The organism is Rufibacter psychrotolerans (genome assembly GCF_016924645.1).
Taxonomy (GTDB): domain Bacteria; phylum Bacteroidota; class Bacteroidia; order Cytophagales; family Hymenobacteraceae; genus Nibribacter; species Nibribacter psychrotolerans.
The window spans coordinates 119,062-138,684 of the sequence record NZ_JAFFJV010000014.1; the positions used below are offsets into that span (position 1 = coordinate 119,062).

Annotated in this window: 17 protein-coding genes; 4 read left to right on the plus strand and 13 right to left on the minus strand. The window is 56.6% G+C overall.

Annotation, left to right across the window (positions count from 1 at the left end; genetic code table 11):
• Positions 1-19 precede the first annotated feature (19 nt).
• The 8 genes from JT718_RS14095 to JT718_RS14130 all read right to left on the minus strand — a co-directional run bounded on the left by JT718_RS14095 (position 20) and on the right by JT718_RS14130 (position 8,857).
• A complete protein-coding gene (locus JT718_RS14095) occupies positions 20-1,531 on the minus strand; it encodes a polyamine aminopropyltransferase (RefSeq protein ID WP_205503350.1) in 1,512 nt (503 codons plus the stop codon).
• 12 nt (positions 1,532-1,543) lie between these two features.
• Complete coding sequence (locus JT718_RS14100; protein ID WP_240337098.1) at positions 1,544-1,762, minus strand: DUF350 domain-containing protein; 219 nt, start codon at positions 1,760-1,762, stop codon at positions 1,544-1,546.
• Between the two features lie 5 nt (positions 1,763-1,767).
• Entirely contained in the window at positions 1,768-1,941 is a 174-nt protein-coding gene (locus JT718_RS14105) for a hypothetical protein (RefSeq protein ID WP_205503351.1), read from the minus strand.
• A gap of 9 nt (positions 1,942-1,950) precedes the next feature.
• Positions 1,951-3,267 (minus strand): DUF4178 domain-containing protein, encoded by a 1,317-nt coding sequence (locus JT718_RS14110; protein WP_205503352.1) that lies wholly within the window; start codon positions 3,265-3,267, stop codon positions 1,951-1,953.
• Entirely contained in the window at positions 3,254-3,850 is a 597-nt protein-coding gene (locus JT718_RS14115; RefSeq protein ID WP_205503353.1) for a DUF4178 domain-containing protein, read from the minus strand. Before JT718_RS14115 ends, JT718_RS14110 begins: the two co-directional genes overlap by 14 nt.
• 451 nt (positions 3,851-4,301) lie before the next feature.
• Positions 4,302-5,528: a Bcr/CflA family multidrug efflux MFS transporter gene (locus JT718_RS14120; RefSeq protein ID WP_205503354.1), complete on the minus strand. Its 1,227-nt coding sequence runs from the start codon at positions 5,526-5,528 to the stop codon at positions 4,302-4,304.
• Positions 5,529-5,869: 341 nt separating this feature from the next.
• Positions 5,870-7,528 carry an alpha-glucan family phosphorylase gene (gene glgP / locus JT718_RS14125; RefSeq protein ID WP_205503355.1) on the minus strand — a complete coding sequence of 553 codons (1,659 nt, stop codon included), beginning with the start codon at positions 7,526-7,528 and terminating at the stop codon, positions 5,870-5,872.
• Positions 7,529-8,353: 825 nt separating this feature from the next.
• Positions 8,354-8,857 carry a cupin domain-containing protein gene (locus tag JT718_RS14130; protein ID WP_205503356.1) on the minus strand — a complete coding sequence of 168 codons (504 nt, stop codon included), beginning with the start codon at positions 8,855-8,857 and terminating at the stop codon, positions 8,354-8,356.
• A 482-nt stretch (positions 8,858-9,339) separates the two neighbouring features.
• Between JT718_RS14130 and JT718_RS14135 the strand changes: the two genes are divergently transcribed.
• The 4 genes from JT718_RS14135 to JT718_RS14150 all read left to right on the plus strand — a co-directional run bounded on the left by JT718_RS14135 (position 9,340) and on the right by JT718_RS14150 (position 13,743).
• Positions 9,340-9,693 (plus strand): hypothetical protein, encoded by a 354-nt coding sequence (locus tag JT718_RS14135; RefSeq protein ID WP_205503357.1) that lies wholly within the window; start codon positions 9,340-9,342, stop codon positions 9,691-9,693.
• A 309-nt stretch (positions 9,694-10,002) separates the two neighbouring features.
• Entirely contained in the window at positions 10,003-10,812 is an 810-nt protein-coding gene (locus JT718_RS14140; protein WP_205503358.1) for a hypothetical protein, read from the plus strand.
• Positions 10,813-10,823: 11 nt separating this feature from the next.
• A complete protein-coding gene (locus tag JT718_RS14145; RefSeq protein WP_205503359.1) occupies positions 10,824-12,515 on the plus strand; it encodes a hypothetical protein in 1,692 nt (563 codons plus the stop codon).
• Positions 12,499-13,743: a radical SAM protein gene (locus tag JT718_RS14150; protein ID WP_205503360.1), complete on the plus strand. Its 1,245-nt coding sequence runs from the start codon at positions 12,499-12,501 to the stop codon at positions 13,741-13,743. Before JT718_RS14145 ends, JT718_RS14150 begins: the two co-directional genes overlap by 17 nt.
• A 57-nt stretch (positions 13,744-13,800) precedes the next feature.
• Here the strand turns inward: JT718_RS14150 and hemA are convergent, their stop codons facing one another.
• The 5 genes from hemA to JT718_RS14175 all read right to left on the minus strand — a co-directional run bounded on the left by hemA (position 13,801) and on the right by JT718_RS14175 (position 19,554).
• Entirely contained in the window at positions 13,801-15,075 is a 1,275-nt protein-coding gene (gene hemA, locus JT718_RS14155; RefSeq protein WP_205503361.1) for a glutamyl-tRNA reductase, read from the minus strand.
• A 146-nt stretch (positions 15,076-15,221) separates the two neighbouring features.
• On the minus strand, positions 15,222-16,283 hold the full coding sequence (locus tag JT718_RS14160; RefSeq protein ID WP_205503362.1) for a response regulator: 1,062 nt from the start codon (positions 16,281-16,283) through the stop codon (positions 15,222-15,224).
• On the minus strand, positions 16,280-17,524 hold the full coding sequence (locus JT718_RS14165; protein ID WP_240337099.1) for a hybrid sensor histidine kinase/response regulator: 1,245 nt from the start codon (positions 17,522-17,524) through the stop codon (positions 16,280-16,282). Before JT718_RS14165 ends, JT718_RS14160 begins: the two co-directional genes overlap by 4 nt.
• A gap of 15 nt (positions 17,525-17,539) precedes the next feature.
• Positions 17,540-17,992, minus strand: coding sequence for a response regulator (locus tag JT718_RS14170; protein ID WP_205503363.1), 453 nt, complete (start codon positions 17,990-17,992; stop codon positions 17,540-17,542).
• A gap of 2 nt (positions 17,993-17,994) precedes the next feature.
• On the minus strand, positions 17,995-19,554 hold the full coding sequence (locus JT718_RS14175; RefSeq protein WP_205503364.1) for a sensor histidine kinase: 1,560 nt from the start codon (positions 19,552-19,554) through the stop codon (positions 17,995-17,997).
• Positions 19,555-19,623: the final 69 nt, after the last annotated feature.

Below are 19,623 nucleotides of genomic sequence, written 5' to 3' on the forward strand. Positions count from 1 at the left end.
TCTCCTCCTGCTGGGCCATCTAGTTCAGGTACTTGGCCCATTCGTCTTCAAAGTATCTGACCAGGGCCTGGTTGTTCAATTTGTTGATCTCTGTTTCGCGGGCGGGCATGTCTTTGGGGAAGGTGCGCATCTGCTCAAACGTGGCCCCGTCCAGAAACCGGAGCTGGGCCATGAACTGCCCGTTCACCTGCAGTTCCTTCTGCGGCGAGGCCAGCACAAACCCCCAATCGCCGAAGGAGGGCACGTGGGCGTGGTACGGCATGGTCACAAACCCGCAGCTGGTGAGCGTGTTCACCACGCACCAATAGGAATTGGGCGCCACAAACGGCGAGGTAGCCTGAATCACCGCCGCCCCGCCCGGCGCGATGGCCTGGTGCAGTACTTTATAGAAGGTATTGGAATACAGCTTGCCGATGGCGTAGTTGGCCGGGTCCGGGAAATCAATCACCACAAAGTCAAACTGCTCCCGGTTGTTCTTGAGCCATTGGAACGCATCGGTGTTGATAATCTGCACCTTCGCGGACTCCAAGGCCCGTTGGTTCAGGTCAAGCAGGACTTCATGGCTCTTGAAAAGCTCGGTCACGGCCTGGTCCAGGTCTACCAGCACCACTTTTTCCACCGAGGGGTAGCGCAGCACCTCGCGCACCGCCAATCCATCGCCGCCGCCCAAAACGAGCACCTTTTTAGGGTTTGGCACCGAATTCAGGCCGGGATGCACCAGGGCCTCATGGTAACGGTATTCGTCGGCGCTGGAGAACTGCAGGTTGCCGTTCAGGAAAAGGCGGAACTCGCGGTCGTTTTTGGTGAGCACAATCTTCTGGTAAGGCGACTGTACTGAGTAGATGATCTTGTCTGCATAGGAAAGGCTCTCGGTGAACGCCAGGATACGGTCGCTCAGCACAAACCCGGTCACCAGCGCGCCAATGGCCACCACGCAGGCCGTGCGCAGGAAGAACATCCACCGCACCTCTTTGCTGAAATAGAAGCACAGCCACAGGGCCACGCCCGCGTTCAGCAAGCCGAAGAAGTAAGACGTGCGCAGGAGCCCCAGGTGGGGCACCAGCAAGAGCGGGAAAATCACCGAGGCCAGCAGCGCCCCAATGTAGTCAAAAGTAAAGATCTTGGAGACCAGCTCCTTGAACTCAAACCGGTCTTCCAGGATGCGCATGATCAAGGGAATCTCCAGCCCCACCAAGGTTCCGGTGAGGGACACCAGCAGGTACAGCACGATCTGGAAAGAGGCCACCCGGTCAAACAGCAGAAACAACAGGGTGGAACTGAAGCCGCCCACCAGCGCCACCAGCACCTCTATCTGGATGAACCAGCCAATGAGGTTACGGTTGAAGAACCGCGACAGGTAGCTCCCAATGCCCATGGAAAAAAGGTACACCCCAATAATGGTGGAAAACTGGGTCACGGAATCACCCAGGAGATAACTGGCCAGCGTACCCGCCACCAACTCATACACCAATCCGCAGGTTGCCACCACAAACACTGAGAACAGCAGCAACGCCTGTACGCTTATACGCATGAAAAACCTCTTTTACCCGTGTACAGACGCCCCAATGATGATGGCGATGGCAATGATGAATGCGGCAAAGATGACGGCCAAGGCCATGTTCTGCTTCTCCAGGATCTCTTTCCAGAGGTTTTCAGGCGTGATCTTCTCCAGCAGCCAGAACGTGAAGAACAGGATGGCAATGCCAATGAACGAGTACAACAAAGAGGCCGTGACCAATTTGTAATTGATGAGTGATTCCATGGTTCTTATTTGTGGTAAAAGGTGTGTCTTCTGTAGCCGCCGGAGGATCTGCTGCCCCCGTTTTCTGTTTCTTCCTTGTCATCGCCCAGGAAACGGGTGCCGGTAAGCCCGGCGTAGGTAAAATACCCCAGCACCAGCACCAGGTAGCCCACGAAGAAATGCTTGATGTATTTGCTCATGTGCGTGTGTTATTGAGTGTAAGGGGAGTAATCGCTGTTCATCCAGCGGTCCTTTTCAAAGGAGTAATGCCGGATGCCCTGCACCACAGGCACTGCCGCAATGAGCAGCAGGGCGATCCAGAAGTTAGACCAGATGGCAACGTCCTGCACCAGTTTAAGGTGGAAAGACTCGGGCAGGCTGGTGCCCAGGGCCAGGACCTCGCGGGAAGGCTGCAGGTACACCCGGTACGTTCCGGACGGAATGGAGGAAAGAATCTGGTCAGTGTCGGTGCTGCCCTCTTTCCAGTGCTCCCCGCCTTCGTAGCCGTGGTAGTACTCCACGCCCAGCTCCACAAAGTACTCGCGGCCGGTGTTTACGTTCAGGAGCGAAAGACCGGTAGCAAACCAGGTATTGGTCACCGGTGCCCTGAGGTACACCTGCACGTTGGAGGAGCCCAAGGCCGAACCTATCTCTACGGTAGGTCCGGGCACGGGCAACAGAGTGCCTTTGCCCCCATCCTCCGTCACGGTAAAGGTTTGGTCCATCAGCACCTTCCCTTGCTGAAAGCTCACCAGCAGCACCTGAATCAGGAGCAGCAGGGCGGCCGCCCCGCCAGCCATCTTGGAAACGAAGGAAAGCGAAAAGTTCTGGGAGAACGGCTCCACGGCCCCTACGTCTATTTTGTAGGGCATTGGGGCGGCAATGGAAAACGTCTCCTGCACCATTTCGGGCTCTATGTGCTCGCCCAGCAGCCAGGTTTGCTCTACTTTGTTCACGCTCAGGGTGAGCATGTAAGGAGGCGCCACATACTCCAAGTACTCACTGTTATCCTCCGTGATCTCCCAGAAGAACTCGCCCTGGGCATACAGCACCTGCGAGCGGTACTTGTTGTACAGCTTGTATTCTGAGCCGCGGTAATACAGTGAGGAAGTGGTACGCTTGGCCCCGTTGGAGATATCACTGATGAACTGGAAGAACGTCCAGTGCCCGTCGTATTCAGACAGGAACGCATACCCGTGCACCGGGTTGAACAGCACGTACTCCCGCCACCGGTACTTTAAACTTTGCTCTTTGTGGACCAGAAACCCCACTACTTTGTACAAGATACCTTTGATCCGGCCCTCGGTCCCGATAGGAATCAGAGGTTCCTGCTTCTCCTTGTCCACCGCCCTGATCTGCACCAATCCCCTTTCCTGCACCTCTGAGAGCCGCGAGCAAACACCGCAGACCACGGTTCTGGCCTGGGCATAGGTATACAGCTGAAGGGGTTTCCTGCAGTTGGGGCACAGCACTTCCAGCGGCAGCGCAGGCAGCTTGCCTTTCTCTTTCACATCAAAGCCATTCATGGTGCACGCGGGTATTTTGAAGTGTCAGGTCCTGTAATGCCACGTACTGGCCCAGGTAGGTATGGGGCGTTCCGCTGCCGGAGGTATGCAGGAGGCCCATTTGGCCATTGGTGCTGAATAACTCAATAGCTGTAAAGTTTTTCTCCAGCAGGCCTTGCTCCGGCACCTCTCCTTCCCAGTAAATTACGTTCACTTTATCAATGACTTCTATCTCAAGCGATATTTTAGAAATGCTGAGGGTCTCCCCTGCCGCACGACCGGTAAGCGGCATCAGACTTGTGTAGGTGGCCTCCTGAAACAGGCTGTAATTACCGGCCCAGTCGCCCAGCCAGCCGGTTTTGCCGCTTTTGTATAAGATGAACCAGTGGTTGCGGTAGCCTTCGGTGAAGAAGTACTGGATGCGTCCAATCACCTCAAAGGCTTGGTTTGAATAGGTACCCGTTGTTCCAACCTGTAAAATGGTTAGCTCCTCTCTCACCGGTTCCGCTTTCTGGATTTGCGCCCCTTCCACGCTTATTCTCCGGGCAATGGAAAGACAGGTGGGGCACACCTGCGCCAGGGTGCTATCAGTTTTGAAGACCAAAGGGGCACTACAGGAAGGGCAAGGAAACGGGGTGCCCACGGGTATCATCATACACTGGAAGAATCAGGAGCAATCGTAGTTGCGCTCTGGTCTGTTTTGGGGTTATTTCCCTAAAAATAAGATTAAAATACCAAAATCCGAAAGCGGAGGCGTTCACTCCCAATCCCCCTTAGGAACAGCAGGCTACTCTTTCTTTCCCCATTTCGCCGGCAGCAGTTGCGGCACCCAACGGTAAGTTTCTGTAAATAAGTCAATTTAACTTCAAGGATGCACCTAACGTGTAGCCAGTTTCTCTTCCGGAAAATGGTAACCTACCATCCAAAAAATTAACTGGTGAGAAACGCCTCACCTACTTCCTTCAGGAGTTCTGCTAAACAAAAAAGCCGCTGATTCGGGGCCGTTTTCACCAAAACAGCCCCGAATCAGCGGCTCTTAATCCACGCGGTACGTGCTACAGCTCCGGCACGGCGCCGGCCAGTTCGGCCTGCCGGTAGTTATGGGCGCTGCGCTGGCCCAAGAAGTAGATCAGGATGCCCAGCACGGTGCAGGAGGTCATCACGCCCACCATGGGCAGGGCGGTGCCGTTGTGCAGCAGGCTCACCGCGCCGGAGACTACCGCCCCGATGCCCATCCGGAAGCTCCCGCCTAAGGCGGCGGCACTGCCCGCCAGCTTGGAGAACGGACCCAGCGAGAGCGCCGAGGCATTAGGCGCCGTGAGGCCCTGGCCCAGCAGGAACAGGAACAGGACCACAATCAGGCCCATCTTGCCGTACCAGCCGGCGTACACTCCCACCACCATCAGGGCTCCCACCAGGGTTTGGTACACCAGGCCCATCTTAATAATTTGCTCGCTTCTGAGTTTGCGCAGCAGCAGGTGGTTGAACTGCGGCGAGCCGATCATGGCCACCGACAGGGCCGCGAAGATCCAGCCGTACTCCTGCTCGCTCACTTTGTAAATGTTCATGAACACATCCGGGGAGCCCGAAATGTACCCGAACGGGGCCGCCGAGGCGATGCCGCCCACCAGCGTGTACACCAGGAACTGCGGATTGCGCAGCACCGCGCCAAAGTTGCCCAACACGGCCTTGGGCCGCAGCGACATGGTAGGGTCAGCCTGTTTTCCCTCGGGCAGGGCGAAGAAAATGCCCACCAGAATCAGGAAGGTGATGGCCGCCAGCACCAGGAACACCGCGTGCCAGCCAAAGGCCGCCGTCACGTAGCCGCCCACGGTGGGGGCAATCATGGGCGACACGGCAATGACCAGAATCAGCCAGGAGAACACCTTGGCCGTTTCTGAGGTGGGAAACAAGTCACGCACCAGGGCCTGCCCCGCCACCATGCCCGCGCAGCCGCCAATGGCCTGCAGAAAGCGCATGGCAATGAGGGTGTCGGCGGAGTTGGCAAAGGCGCAGCCAATAGAGGCGGCAATGTACACGCCCAGCCCGGCGTAGAGTGGGTACTTGCGCCCGAAGCGGTCCAGGAGCGGGCCGTACAGCAACTGCCCCGCCGAGATCCCGATCAGGTAAGCCGTGAGCGAGAGCTGCACCTGGGAGATGGTGGTGCCCAGGTCCTGGGCAATGGCCGGGAACCCCGGCAAATACATGTCTATGGAAAATGGGCTGATGGTGGAGAGGGAGCCCAAGATCAGGATAATGATGAAATATTGTTTACGCGTCATGTTAAATAGAAAAGAGGGCAAAGGTACGGCTCTCTTGGGCAAACGCATGAAAAAATTGCCTTTCGGCCGGTCGCCTCCATGAAACCAGCTCTTTCTTACGGACCCAACCCACACATGATCAGGTGTTTTTGGCCCGATTTCCGGAAATCTGCCCCTAAACGGGAAACCTCTCCCTGGTCACCCGCAAAACCAGCCTGCTGGTCTCGGCAAAGCCGATGGCCGGTAGCCCCACTTTTCAGCCGCGTACTTCGGGAACCGCCTTCTCCTCCCACAAAAAAAAGCCGGCCCCAACCTTTGCTTAGGTTGGGGCCGGCTTTCTGCCGTGTAACTTAGCGGTAGGGCTATCTGCCGTCCTGGTACATGAGGTGGTAGTACTCATCGGCCATGCGCTCAGACCCGAAGTACGCCACCACTTCCCGCATGCTCTGCTTCATGATGCTCACCCACTTCTTGCGGTCCAGGTAATAAGCCGGGATAATCTCGCTCTCCAGCAGGTGCATCATGTTGTTGTAGTCAATCTGGTCCTGCTCAAAGTCGGGGAGCGAGGTGTCCACAATGGGCAGCAGGAAGCTGTTTTCGCCGTGTTTCCCGAACTCGGGCAGCCAACCGTCCTGCACCGAGAAGTTGATGGCCCCGTTCATGGCGGCGGTCATGCCGCTGGTGCCCGATGCCTCGCGGGGGCGGCGGGGCGTGTTGAGCCAGACATCGGCCCCCTGCTTCAGCTTGGCGGAAAGGTCCAGCTCGTAGCCGGTGAGCACCGCCACGTTCTTCTTCTGGTGCGACACTTCAATGAGCTTGTTAAACGTGTTAATGGCCCCAAAGTCAAACGGATAGGGCTTGCCGGCCCAGATCACCTGCACGGGCTGCCCCTCCTGGTTGATCAGCTCAAAGAAGCGGTGCAGGTCAAACAACAGCAGGTCGGGGCGCTTGTAGGCCGCAAACCGGCGGGCCCAGACAATGGTGAGCACCTCGGGGCTGAACAGCTTGCCCGTCTGGTCGGCCACAATATCAAACAGCGGCTTTTTCATCTCGGCCTTGAGGCGCACCAGCTGCTCGTCGTCGTTGTGGTCCAGGGCTTGCCGTAGGGCGGTGTTCTGCCAGTACGTAATGTTCTGGGCATTGGTGATGGACCTGATCTCGCAGACGCCCTCATTGCCGTACCACATCTCGCGCGATACCTCGCCGTGCAGCTTTGAAACGCCGTTGGCAATTTTGGAGAGCCGAAGCGCCACCAGGGTGTAGTTGAGCGAAGGCCCGTACGTGCCCGAGATATGCCGCGCCTCGTCTACGGACAAAGCCCCGAAGAACGACATCTTGGCCAGCAGTTCCACGTCATGCTCCTCGTTGCCGGCTTTCTCGGGGGTGTGGGTGGTAAACACCATGCGCTTCTTTACCTCGTGCACGTCGCGGTACTTGTCAAAGAGGTGAAACACCAGCGGCAGGGCGTGGGCCTCGTTCATGTGGTAAATGGCCGAACCGCCCAGGGTCTCCACCACCTTGGCCCCGCCAATGCCCAGCACAATGCTCTGCGCAATGCGGGTGGGCAGCTCGGGGTCATACAGGCGGTGCGTGATGGTGCGGCTGAGGTAATCGTTCTCGGGGATGTCGGTGGTGAGGAAGTACATGGGCACCGTGCCGAAGGTCTCTGCCGGCAGCACCAGCGCCTTTACCCACACCGGATTGTTGTGGATGTTCACCTGCACCATAATGCCGGTGTCTTCCAGAAAGGTGTAGTACTTTTTCTGGAACTGCGCCTCCATGAATTGGTCGGCCTGCCGCACCTGGTCGTAATAGCCGTACCGCCACAGAATGCCTATGCCCACCATGTTCTGCCGCAGTTCATAGGCGCTGCGCATGTGCGACCCGGCCAAGAAGCCCAACCCGCCGGAATAAATCTTCAGGGCCTGGTGAATGCCAAACTCCATGCTGAAGTAAGCTACCCGCTCACTGTATTTCTCATTAATGGCATACGGATGATACCATTTGCTGTAGTTCCCCATAAAATCTTGAAGCTGCCTAATTAAAACTAAACCTGTTTTGCCGACTTAAACAAGCGCGCACCTGGGCAAACCACCGGCAAACCCATGGGCACGCAATGCAAAGCGTATTAATACTAGTGATAAAATTCATCCCAAACAAGTACAATACTGCTTTTACTTTGTAATTAAACAAGCTTAAGCTTAATTCTTTGCTGCTAAGATTAGATTATTCTGGGAGGCCTGGTCCCTTTCTGAGAAATGTGAAAGAAGAATTAAAGCTGTTGATTTAAAGCGTGTAGGCACGCTGAGGGGGAGTATTCTATTGGACACGCCAAGGTGAAACTCGCTCCAATTCCGCACCAGATTTTCAGTTCTGACTCCAGCCAGAACTCAGGTAAAGGAACTGCCAGAGACAAAATGGTACACGCCCTATACGCTTAGCAGAACAGATCCTCCCCCTGGAGGGGAAATTAAGAGAGGTGTTCATCCAGGGGAGCAAGCGTGGCTGGGCTTTGCAATGAAGACTGGTAAGCTGTTGTGCATGAAAAGCATGATCAGCGGTGCGTGGACTGGCAGGTGTAAACACCCCTCTGCGCTCCCCTCAAGGGGAGAGTCTCTGCTATGGGAACCTCCTATTAAAGGATTACGCCATTCAGGATTTGCCCCCACTAACTGTTTGGCCCCGGCAAGTGGTAGAATGCAAAATGCCAACGGGTTGTTTCGGGGCAGATTTCCTAGAATCTGCCCCGAAACAACCCGTTGGGTAAGTCCTAAAAGGACTTACCGGATGCTTCTTTCCATAGCATCAGTGTTACTCCAGGATGGGCTGTTCCGGTAAGGTCAGGCCTAGCGGCCGAAATCGTCCTGCACGCGCACAATGTCTTCTTCGTTGGAGGGATTGGCGGCATCGGTATGCTGCCAGATCTCGGCAAGTACGCCCCACTCCTGCAGGCCTACCAGGCGGTGCCGCTCCGACTGCTTTAACGTAATGAGGGCACCGGGCTCCAGTTGCTGGAGTTCGCCTTCCTCATCGGTGCCACTGGTCACTACGCCCACCTTTCCTTTCACCACTTTCCAGATTTCGGCGCGGCGGTGGTGGTACTGCCAGGAAAGCCTTTTCTCAGGGGCCACTACCAGTATTTTGGGGCTAAGTTTCCCCGAGATCCGCAGGTCATCTACTGAGATGCCGTCAAAATACGTATCGGCGAACTGCTGGGCCTGGGCCTCGTCTATCACAAAGAAACCACCCCAGGGACGGGTCTGGTCCTGGCTGGCGATGGTAAACCCTCTGGCCGTGAGTTCCTGCTCTATTTCCTGAAAAAGCGCTTGTTTCTGACTGTCTGTTGACATAGTAGTTCCGTTGGGGTATTGATTCGGGGCCCTAAGTTAGGGGAGTCTGGCAAATTACCTACATCCGCCGCTTTTCGCCGGCCAAAGGGAGTGCTGGTCAAAGGAGCAATTTTCTTCTAATTTTCCAATTACCCGTCTCTTGCCCAAACGTTGAAATGATAGAGTTTACACACCGCCAATTGCAGGATGCAGTACAAGCGCGCGGGGCTAACCATCCGCTAACTCTTTAGGGCAAAATAATACCTATCCTATCCTAAAAACAGGCGCCTACCCCCACTGATTCCCCTTTATCAACTGAGTTCCTCTTTCCACCGCTCAGTGCCACCCTGCAGGTTTAAAGGATAAAACAACCCGGCATTTTCCTATGCGGCCCAGAGATTGCGTACAGAGTTCAATCATGTTGTTTGAATAATGAAACTCACCGCAAGTCAGGATAAATTATATTTGCATTGTTAAAAACAGCAAACAGAAACCATACGCTTATGGCAAACTATTACACGGCAGAATCAGGGGCGGGCGCTACGTTGGAAGGCACAACCCTGAAAACCAAAATAACGGTGCTGCTTCAATCTGAGGCCTATGAACGGGGAGAAGCAATCGCCGAGGTTCTTAAAACCTCAAAGGCGTACAAGGAGCGCTTGGTTACGCAGCTGGGCCAGGATGAGAAAGCGGACTGCAAGTGCCTGCTCTGGAACCTGGACAACCTCATCCATGAGGCTACCAACATGCTGCAGAACCCCACCAATGATCTGTTTCTTTACCTGAAAGCATTTCACGGGTTCAAATCCTATGTGGCGAGCGCCTGCCCTGCTTTCTTTAACCTCCTGGATGGTTAAACAGGGCAAGTGCCTCCTCACCCTTTTACCTCTTCTTTTTTGGCGGATTTTTTCTAAAACAGGCCCAAAACCGCCATTCCCCTACTTACCGGGCCAGTACTATCTGACTACCAGGACTTAGCCTTCCCGCTCCTTCTCTCCCTGTTCTACCCCAACCACAAACGGTTCTTAAACAATAGGCTGTTGACCAATGGTATTTCCTTGAAGATCAACGAAGAACACCTACAAAATAGGACCAATTTTTTTTTAAATTTAACATAATTAATATTATATTAGATTTACCAAGGCACCATTAACCGCTGTGAGCAAATGGCAAAGAGGCTACTACCCGTACTGTGTCTTCTGTTTGCCCTCTCACACGCGAACGGGCAGGACACCATTACCCGTACCGACGGGACCACGCTCAAAGCCACCGTGGTGGAGGTCACGCCCGCGTTTATCAAGTTCCGCCTATTCCAGCAACTGGACACCCTGCTGTACCAGATCAGCACCCTGGATGTGCAAACGCTGGTGCTGGCAGACGGCACCACCAGGAGTTTCGCAGCGGCGCCGGCCAGCAAGGAGGCCCCCGCCAAGTCGCAGCAGCAGGCGGCGTTCAACTATGAGACGCAGTACGGCCGGCACCTCTTTTGGGTGAGCCCCCTTGACCTGGTGTACTCCAACCTCACCATTGCGTACGAATACATCCTGGCCAAGGGGAAAATGGGCCTTAAAATTCCGTTCAACTTCAGCGTTACGCCCCCTTCGCGGGTTCAGAGCCTGGACAGCTTTCGGGAGAACAACCGCTATGGGCTGGGGCTGGAGCTGAACTACTACCCGCACGGACAGGGCCGGTACCGGTTCTTTATGGGTCCGGCCCTGCAGTACAGGGTCTTTCGCAGCTATTACTATGAATTTCCGGGGGGCACCTATGAGCAAAAGGCCGCAGATGCCACCATGCTCCTGGTGGCCGCCAAAATTGGTTTGTACTATCAGCCCACCCGGCGCCAGCTGGTGGCGGCAGATGCCGGCGTTGGCTACCGCTACTTCAGGTTGCCGGAGCAGATGCAACGCAACGGCTTTGAGATTTCCAACCGGGTTTACCTTCCCTTGAACCTTCACGTGGGATTCCGTTTTTAGCTCCTTTTGCCATGAACAGCGCAAAAACACCTTACATCAATGCCTTTCTTCCTGGGTTTCGGCGGGGTCCGGTGCAAGTCATTTTGGCCTGGCTGCTGCTGCTTTCCTTTGGCATGGGGGCGGTAGGCTGCAAGTACTACCGGCTAAGGGAAGACAAAACCCCCGATGCCCAGAAGGTGGCCGGCCTGCCTAACTACAAGCGCTTTATCCTGCACCAGGGGACCAGCCAGTGGGAGCTTGTCCAGGTGGCTGTGAAGGACGAGGCGGTAATAGGCAAGTTGCAACCCCTGCCCACCACGCTCCTCCCCTACGTGGAAGACCACCCGGGCGTCTCCAAGCGGTACCGGGAAGCCGAAAAGGGAACGGCCCTGCACGTGGTGCACCTGTACGTGTATGAATTTGCCCGGGGAGAAAACGACCAGGTCACTATTCCCATGTCTGCCATCAAGCGCATGGACATCGCCGATAAGGACACCGGCGCCACCATCGCCTCGCACGTTCTGGTGGGGATTGCCGCCGCAGCCGCCACCATGGCCCTCACTGCCGTGATTGTGGCCCTCCTGAAGTCTTCCTGCCCCTTTATCTACCTCCAGGACGGGGAGCAGTACCGGTTTGTGGGCGAGGCCTACGGAGGGGCCATCTTTTCTCCCCTGGAGCGCGATGACTTTATGCCCCTGCCGCAGGTACTTGCCCCCCAGTGCCAGGTGCACCTGAAGATCACGAACGAACTAAAGGAACGGCAGTTCACCAACCTGGCGCAGCTGGAGGTGGTGGACCACCCGCCCCACGTACGGGTCCTGCTGGACCAAACCGGCCAGCCGCACTCGCTGGAGAATCCCCAAGCGCCCCTAACCGCCCTAGCCCACCAGGGACAGGACCTTACCCCCGTGCTGGCCGCCAGAGACAGTGCCGTCTGGTCGTTCAACCAGCCGGACAATACCCTGAACTACCTGCAGCTTGGCTTCAAGAAACCCCAAGACGCCCAGTGGGGTAAACTGGTGCTCCACGTGCAGAACACCCTGTGGCTGGACTACCTGTACGGCGAGTTTACCCGGCAATTTGGGGGCCTTTACAACAGCTGGGCCCAAAAACAGAAAGACGAGCCCGCCGCAAAGCTGCTCCAGTGGCAACGGGAACAAGGCATTCCGCTGCTAGTGGAGGTACAGACCCCGGCTGGGTGGCAGGTGGTGGAGCGCATTCCGCCAGTGGGCCCTCTGGCCAGCCGTGATCTGGTTATCCCTATCCCTCTGGCCCACCACCAGGAAGACACCGTGCAGGTGCGCCTGTCCTGCGGGTTTATGTTCTGGGAGATAGACCAGGCGGGCATGGATTTCAGCCCCAACCTGCCCCTGCGGGTCAAAAAAGCCCCCTTAACCAGCGCCTATGCCGCCAACGGGCAGCAGGTAAAGCAGCTGCTGACCGCTTCTGATGCCCAATACCTGCAGCAGGCCAACGTGGGAAACGCCGTGGAGCTCACGTTTGCGGTACCCCGGCAAAAAGCCGGGCAGCGGCAGGCATGGTTCCTGCACACCCGCGGGTACTATGAGCACATCAGGGCGTATGAGGGCATCCCCAACCTGATATCCCTGCGCGAGTTCGCCAAGCCGGGCCGCTTTATGCAGTTCTCCCGCGAACGCTACTTGCAGCTCATGAAAGATAATAACCTCACCCACCTGGTACACGCCCATGCCCCCACTCGCTAAAGAAAGCACCAAAGTGTTGCCCGTTCAGGAGTCGTTCCACCCCACGCGGGAGCAGGTCGTTGTTCCCACTTCGGGTGCCGAGGCCCGACCCGTAACCCTGAACCGGTGGCAGAGTTTCTGGGCCATGCGCCGGATCAGGTTCAGTTTGTTCGTTCTTTTGCTGAAACAGGTCAAAAACCCCTTCAAGACTATCTGGGCCCTCCGGCAGCTCATCAAGACCAGACGGAAGTACCTGGGCGATGCGCCGTTCAGGAAAGTGGCCCAGGTAGACGGTCGCTATTACTATGAGTACAACACTCCCGGCTGGCCCTCGCAGGCCTTCAACCAGTACCACCTCTCTGAGCTGAACCGCCTGATTCCGTTCCAGGACAAGCCGTTCTACTTCAAAAACGTGGTGGTAGCCATTACCAAAAAGTGCGCCCTGCGGTGCGAGCATTGCTTTGAGTGGGAGGCGATCAACGGGGCCGAAAAGCTCACGGAAAAGGACCTGGTGCAGTTGGTACGGCAGTTCCAGGAATTGGGGGTGGGCCAGCTCCAGTTCTCGGGCGGGGAGCCCATGCTCCGGGTTCCGGCCCTGCAAACCATCCTGGCGTCTGCCCTTCCCGGCACCGATTTCTGGGTTATTACTTCGGGACACCTGTTTACACTGGAGAAGGCGCTTGCCTTAAAACAGGCCGGACTTACTGGGGTGACCATCAGCCTGGACCATATAATTCCGGAGCGGCACAACCAGTTCAGGGGATTCGGGCAGGCTTACCAGTGGGTGGAAGAAGCGGCCCTGAACGCCCGGCAGGCCAGGTTGGTGGTGGCCCTCTCGTTATGCGCCACCAAAGCATTTGTGACGCGGGAAAATCTGATGCACTACGCCCGGCTGGCCAAACGCCTGGGCGCTGCCTTTATCCAGGTGCTGGAGCCTAAGAAGGTGGGGCGGTACGCGGGAGAACAGGTGGGGCTCCCCGTGGCCCAGCAACAGCTGCTGGAGGAGTTCTACACCAACCTGAATTACCGGGCGGCTTACCAGGATTTGCCCATGGTGGTGTACTATGACCTGCAGCGGCGGCGGGCAGGATGCGCCGCCTCGGCCGACCGCCACGTGTACGTAGATACCGACGGCCAAGTGCACGCCTGCCCTTTTTGCCAGAAGCCGGTGGGCAGTGCTCTGGCCCCCAACCTGCAGGAGCAATTAGACTTGCTCCGGCGAACCGGTTGCCCGGCAGGACTACTGTAAACGGCGGGTCGGCTCCCGGAGGAAGGCCGGGTTTCCGGAATGCGGCGGCAAGTGAAGCTACTCCGCTACCAGTTGCCCCTGTTTCTCCAGGTTAAACAGGCTGCTTAACCCTTCCAGCAGGGCCTCCGACTCGCCGCGCTGGCACGCGGCTTTCAGTTCCAGCACCGGCAGTTTCACAATCTTGTTCAGGATGTTTTTGGTCACCGTCTCCAGCAGTTCCTGTTCCTGGGGGTTCAGTTTTTTGATAGCCCGGGCCACCTCCTGCTGCCTGATCTTCTCCAGCTGGTTTTTGAATTGCTGAATGGTGGCCGTGAACCCCATTTCCTGGGTCCAGGCGCTAAATTCTTCTAGGGCTTCGGTGATGAGGCCTTCCACCGCCGGCACAGAGGCCAGGCGTTTATCCAGGGCTTCGGTGGCGCGGTTCTTAATGGTATCTACGTTGTAGACCTGCATCCCGGGCAGGGTAGCCACGTCATCGGCCACGCTGCGGGGCATGGAAAGATCCAGGAAACTCTTGGTTTGGCCGTTGCCCAGGGCAGGCAGATTTTCCTTTGTGATCTGGAAACAGTCGCCGGGCACGGAGGAGATCACCACGTCGGCCAGGGCTATTTCTGCTTGTACGGCTTCCCAGTAAACGGCCTGGGCCCCGGCCCGCCCTGCCAGGTCCACGGCCTTGTGGTGGGTACGGTTCGCCACCACTACGTTCCTGAGTCTGGTTTTCTGGAAGTTGAGGCACACGTTGGTTCCCATCTCCCCTACGCCCAGCATGAGTACCCGCGGGTTCTCAACTCCCTGGGTCAGCTCTTCCACCAGCTCCACCGTGGCGTAGGCCACCGAGGCGGCCCCGTCTCTGAAGGCGGTTTCATTGGCCACGCGCTTGTTGGTGAAGAAAATGGTGTGCAGCAGGCGGTGCAGAAACGGACCCACGGTACCGGCCTGGTTGGCCCACTGGTAGGCGTTTTTCACCTGGTTCAGGATCTGGAAATCGCCCACCACCTGCGACTCCAGCCCGATGGCCACGTTGAACAGGTGGCGCACCGCTTCCTCATGGCGCGGCAGGTTCACAAAATACGGGGCAATGGTTTTGGTGGCCAGAAAGCCTTTCTCCAGGGCAATCAGTTTGATGATCTCGCGGGAGAGGTCCTGTTCGGCGCTGTAGTACACCTCGGTGCGGTTGCAGGTAGAGAGCACCAGTGCCTCCTGGGCGGGCGTAAACTCTTTGATCTTATCCAACAGGTTTTTACAGCCTATCTCGTTGAGAGACACCATCTCGCGGATGGCAATGGGGGCGTTTTTGTAAGATAAAGACAGGGCTTTGAACTGGAGCTGCATGGGTCAATTGTTTACCCTGCAAAGTTCGGGCACGGGCGCGCGCAAAAACATGACCTGGGTCATCTCCGGGGAAAATCCTTGTCAGGTTCCGGGCTATTTTTGTTTTGGAGCCGTTTTCCAGGAATGAGCTCCAAAACGGAACGGCGCTAATTCCGCATGCGGGCCAGTTTCTCCAGGTTGAGGATGGTGATTTTGCCCCCGTTGATGCTGATCAGTTTCTCGTCCTTGAAGTCGGACAGCGTCCGGATCACGGTTTCCTTGGAGGCGCCCACAATGTTGGCCAGGTCCTCGCGCGAGATGGGCACTTTGGAAGCCTGCCCCTGGTTCTGCTGGTACTGTTTCTCCACCAGCAACAGCGCCTCGGCCACCCGTTTGCGCACCGAGTTGTAGGCCAGTTTCAGGAGGCGCTCTTCCCGGTCGGCCAGGTTGCCCGAGAGGATCTTGATGAATTTGTTGGCCACATCGCGGTTCTGGTACAGGAGCGAATGGAACTCCTCTTTGTTGATGATGCACACCTCCGAGTCTTCCAGCGCCTCCGCAGACTCGCGGTACGCCTGGTCTTCCAGCAGATCAAGGTAGCCAATGAACTCGCCCTCTTTGTAGAGGTTGGTGATGTACTCGCGGCCTTCCTCGTTGGTTTTGAAGGTTTTCACCTTGCCTTTGCTCAGAAAAAACAGCGCGTGCGGGTACTGCCCCTCGGCGAAAAGCGGCTGTTTTTTCTTAAACACCGAGATTTTACGCTCGTTGGAAATCAGGTTATTGAGGTCTTCCAAACCGCGGGCTTCCTGCATAAAGTCGTTCAGGCCCTGGGCGCTTTTCTGGAAATCGGCGCGCAGAATCTCGTTTTTCTTCAGGCGCATCTCCACCGCATCTAGCAGTTCCAGGTCATCGAAGGGTTTGGTGAGGTAATCATCGGCGCCCAGGTTCATGCCTTTCCTGAAATCGTCCTTCTCAGATTTGGCGGTAAGAAAAATGAACGGAATGCCCGAGGTTGCCGGGTTCTTGCTGAGCATGTGCAGCACCCCGTAGCCGTCTAGTTGCGGCATCATGATGTCACAGATAATGAGGTCGGGCTTCTGGGCTTTCGCCAGCTCCACGCCGGCTTTTCCGTGCTCGGCCTCCAGCACGTCATAGTTGGCCAAAGCCAGAATCTCGGCTATGTTCTCACGTATCTCGTGGTTGTCTTCTATGAGCAGGATCTTTTTCATAGGCTGGGGTTTTTAAGGAATTGTACCGTAAAGGTGGTGCCTTCGTTCTGGCGGCTGGTGTAGGTGAGCGTGCCGTCCATAATGTCTACGTAGCGCTTCACAATGTTAAGGCCCAGACCGGTGCCCTCGTAGTTTGCGGCGTTCTGGGCCCGGAAGAACGGGGTAAACAAATGGGTTTGGTCGGCCTCGGGAATCCCTATGCCCTGGTCCTGCACCTGCAGCAGCACCTGCCGGGCATCTACCAGGGTGGTCAGGTGGATTTCCTTGCCCTCGGCGGAATACTTACTGGCGTTGGAGAGCAGGTTAAGGGCGATGTTCTTGAGCAACTGCTTGTCCAGGGTGACGGTAGCCGGTTGGCCCTGGTGGTGGTAATGGATCTGCTGCCCTACTTTGATGTAGCCCTGCATTTCCTCCACAATTTCTTCCATGAACGCCTGCAGGTCAAAATCGGTGGGCACGTTGTAAATCTTGCCTTCCTCAATGCGGCTCAGCGACAGGAAATCATTCAGGATGCCCGTGAGGTTCTGCACCGCCGATTTGATGCGGTTCACGTGCTTCTGGCGTTTGTCGTCTTCCTCGGTGAGTTTGTACTTGCCAATGAGGGAAGCCGAGGACAGCACCGTGCTCAGCGGCGTGCGGAACTCATGCGAGGCGATGGTCACGAACCGGGACTTGAGCTCATTGAGGTCTTTCTCCTTCTGCAGGGCTTTCTTGATTTCCTGCTGGGCCTCAAACAGGCTGCGGTTGGTTTCCTCCAGTTGGGTGATGGCCTGCGCCAGTTCCTGCGTGCGGGCGGCCACGCGCTGCTCCAGCCCGGCGTTCAGTTGCTGGATTTCCAGCAGGTTCCTGGCGTGCTCCATGCTGTACCGGATGGAGCGCTCCAGGTCAAAGGGCGTGAGGCGACCCTTGATGAGAAAGTCCGAGGCGCCCAGCCGCATGGCCCGTTCATCGGTCTCGCGGTCGCTTTGGCCGGTGAGCAGAATGAACGGCGCTACCGAGCCGTTGGCCAGCGCCCGCGTGATCAGCTCCAGCCCGTCATGGGCGCCCAGGCGGTAATCTATGAGGTAGACGTCATGCTGTTTCCGGGCTATTTTTTCCAAAGCAGCCTCAAACGAGGAGGTCCACTCCAGCAGATAGGTACGGGCCGGAATATCAGCAATAATGTCGCGGGTGATGATGAAATCGTCCTCGTCGTCATCTACCAGCAGCACCCGTATGGTCTCAGGAATGGGCTCAGTCATAGGTCAGGCAACAAGTTATTTAGGGCTATTGGGCAGTTGCACCAGGTCAAACCAGTAGTCGGTGAGGGTTTTGGTCATCTCCACCAGAGAGGCAAAGGTGACCGGCTTGGTGATGAACGAGCTCACGCCCAGGTCATAGGTCTTGAGAATGTCTTCCTCGGCCTTAGACGTGGTGAGCACCACCACCGGCAAGTGCTTCAGGTCAGCGTCCTGCTTGATCTCCTTAAGGGCTTCGCGGCCGTCTTTCTTGGGCATGTTGAGGTCCAGCAGGATAAGGCCGGGCAGCGGATATTTCCGTTTGTCGGTGTACTTGCCCCGGTTGTGCAGAAAATCCATGAGCTCTTCGCCGTTCTCCACAAAGTGCACTTCGTTTTTGAGGTGGTTTTCCTCCAGGGCCTCCTTCAGGAGCATCCGGTCTTCTGCATCGTCGTCGGCAATGAGAATGGCTATGCTGTGGGTTTGGGTCATGGTTACTGTTCTTGAGGTTGTTTCAACGCCAGGGTCACAATGAAGGTGGTGCCCATGCCGGGCTGGCTTCGGGCGGTAATGTCACCGCCGTGGCGGATGGCGATCTTGCGGCAAATGGCCAAGCCAATGCCCGAGCCTTCGTACTTCTGCCCTTCCAGGCGCTGAAAGATATTGAAAATCCGGTCCAGGTACTTTTCCTCAAACCCGATGCCGTTGTCGGCCACGTAGATTTCCACCACCTGGTCGCCGGGGGTGGCGGTTAAGTGGGCCTTGCGTTGCACCATCTGGGCGGTAATGGAAATCACCGGTTTCTCGCCTTCTTTCCGGAACTTGATGGCGTTGCTGATCAGGTTCTGGAACAGTTGGCGCATCTGGGTGGGTTCGGCCTCAATGGTGGGCAGCGGCGCCCGGTTAATGAGGGTACCGGTCTGCTCAATGGTAATCTCCAGGTCAGACAGCACGCCAGTCAGTACGGCATCCAGGTCTACTTTCACAAAGGGCGTGGCCTTGCTGGTCACCCGCGAGAACGCCAGCAGGTCATTGATGAGGTTCTGCATGCGGGAGGCCGCGTTGAGCATGCGCTCCAGGTAATCCTTACCCTGGTCACTGAGGTTGGCGTGTTCCTTGGTGAGGAGCCGGTCCCCGAAGGCCTGGATCTTGCGCAGCGGTTCCTGCAGGTCATGCGACGAAACGTAGGCAAAGTCCTGCAGTTCCAGGTTGCTGCGCATGAGTTCGGCGGCGTAGCGGCGCAGGCGTTCCTCATTGAGCTTCTGCTGAGTAATGTCATGGATAAAGCCGGTGTACACCTTGCGGTCGGCCAGAACTACCTCACTGATGCTCAGGTAGAACGGGAACGTGGTGCCGTCTTTGCGCAGCCCGGTCACTTCGCGGCCAATGCCAATGATTTTGCGTTTGCCGGTGGTCTCATAGTTGTGCATGTAGGTATCATGCTGGCTGTGGTCGGGCTCGGGCATGAGCATGTTAATGCTTTTGCCCAGCAGTTCCTCGGCCTCGTAGCCAAACAACCGGGCCGCCGAGGGGTTCACCATTTCCATGAGGCCCCGGGTGTCAATGGTGATGATGCCGTCTACCGCCGCCTGAATGATGGAGTTGATTTTGTTCTCGCTTTCGCGCAGGGCGGCCTCGGCTTTTTTGAGGTTGCTGATGTCATGGACAATGCCCGTAAAGATCTGCTTGTCTCGCAGGTTGACCTCACTGATGCTGAGCAGAAACGGAAACACCGAGCCGTCTTTTCTTCGGCCCAGCACCTCGCGGCCCTTGCCGATAATCTGGCCTACCCCGGTACGGTGGTAGTTTTCTATGTACTGGTCGTGCAGGCTGCGGTCTGGCTCGGGCATCAGGATGCTGATGTTGTGCCCGATGATCTCCTCGGGCAGGTAGCCAAAGATGCGGGCCGCCGCCGGGTTCACCGTTTCAATGATGCCCCGCGCGTCAATGGTGATGATGCCGTCAATGGCTGTTTCAATAATGGCTTGTAACCGGGTTTTATCATCAATGCTTTGTTGCCGGGCCGCGGCAAATTCATTCTGCTCTTCAATCATGCGTTCGTGGTTTCTCCGCCAGGTCAAAGGTAACGTTTCCTTAAAGATACCAGAATGACCAATATCATG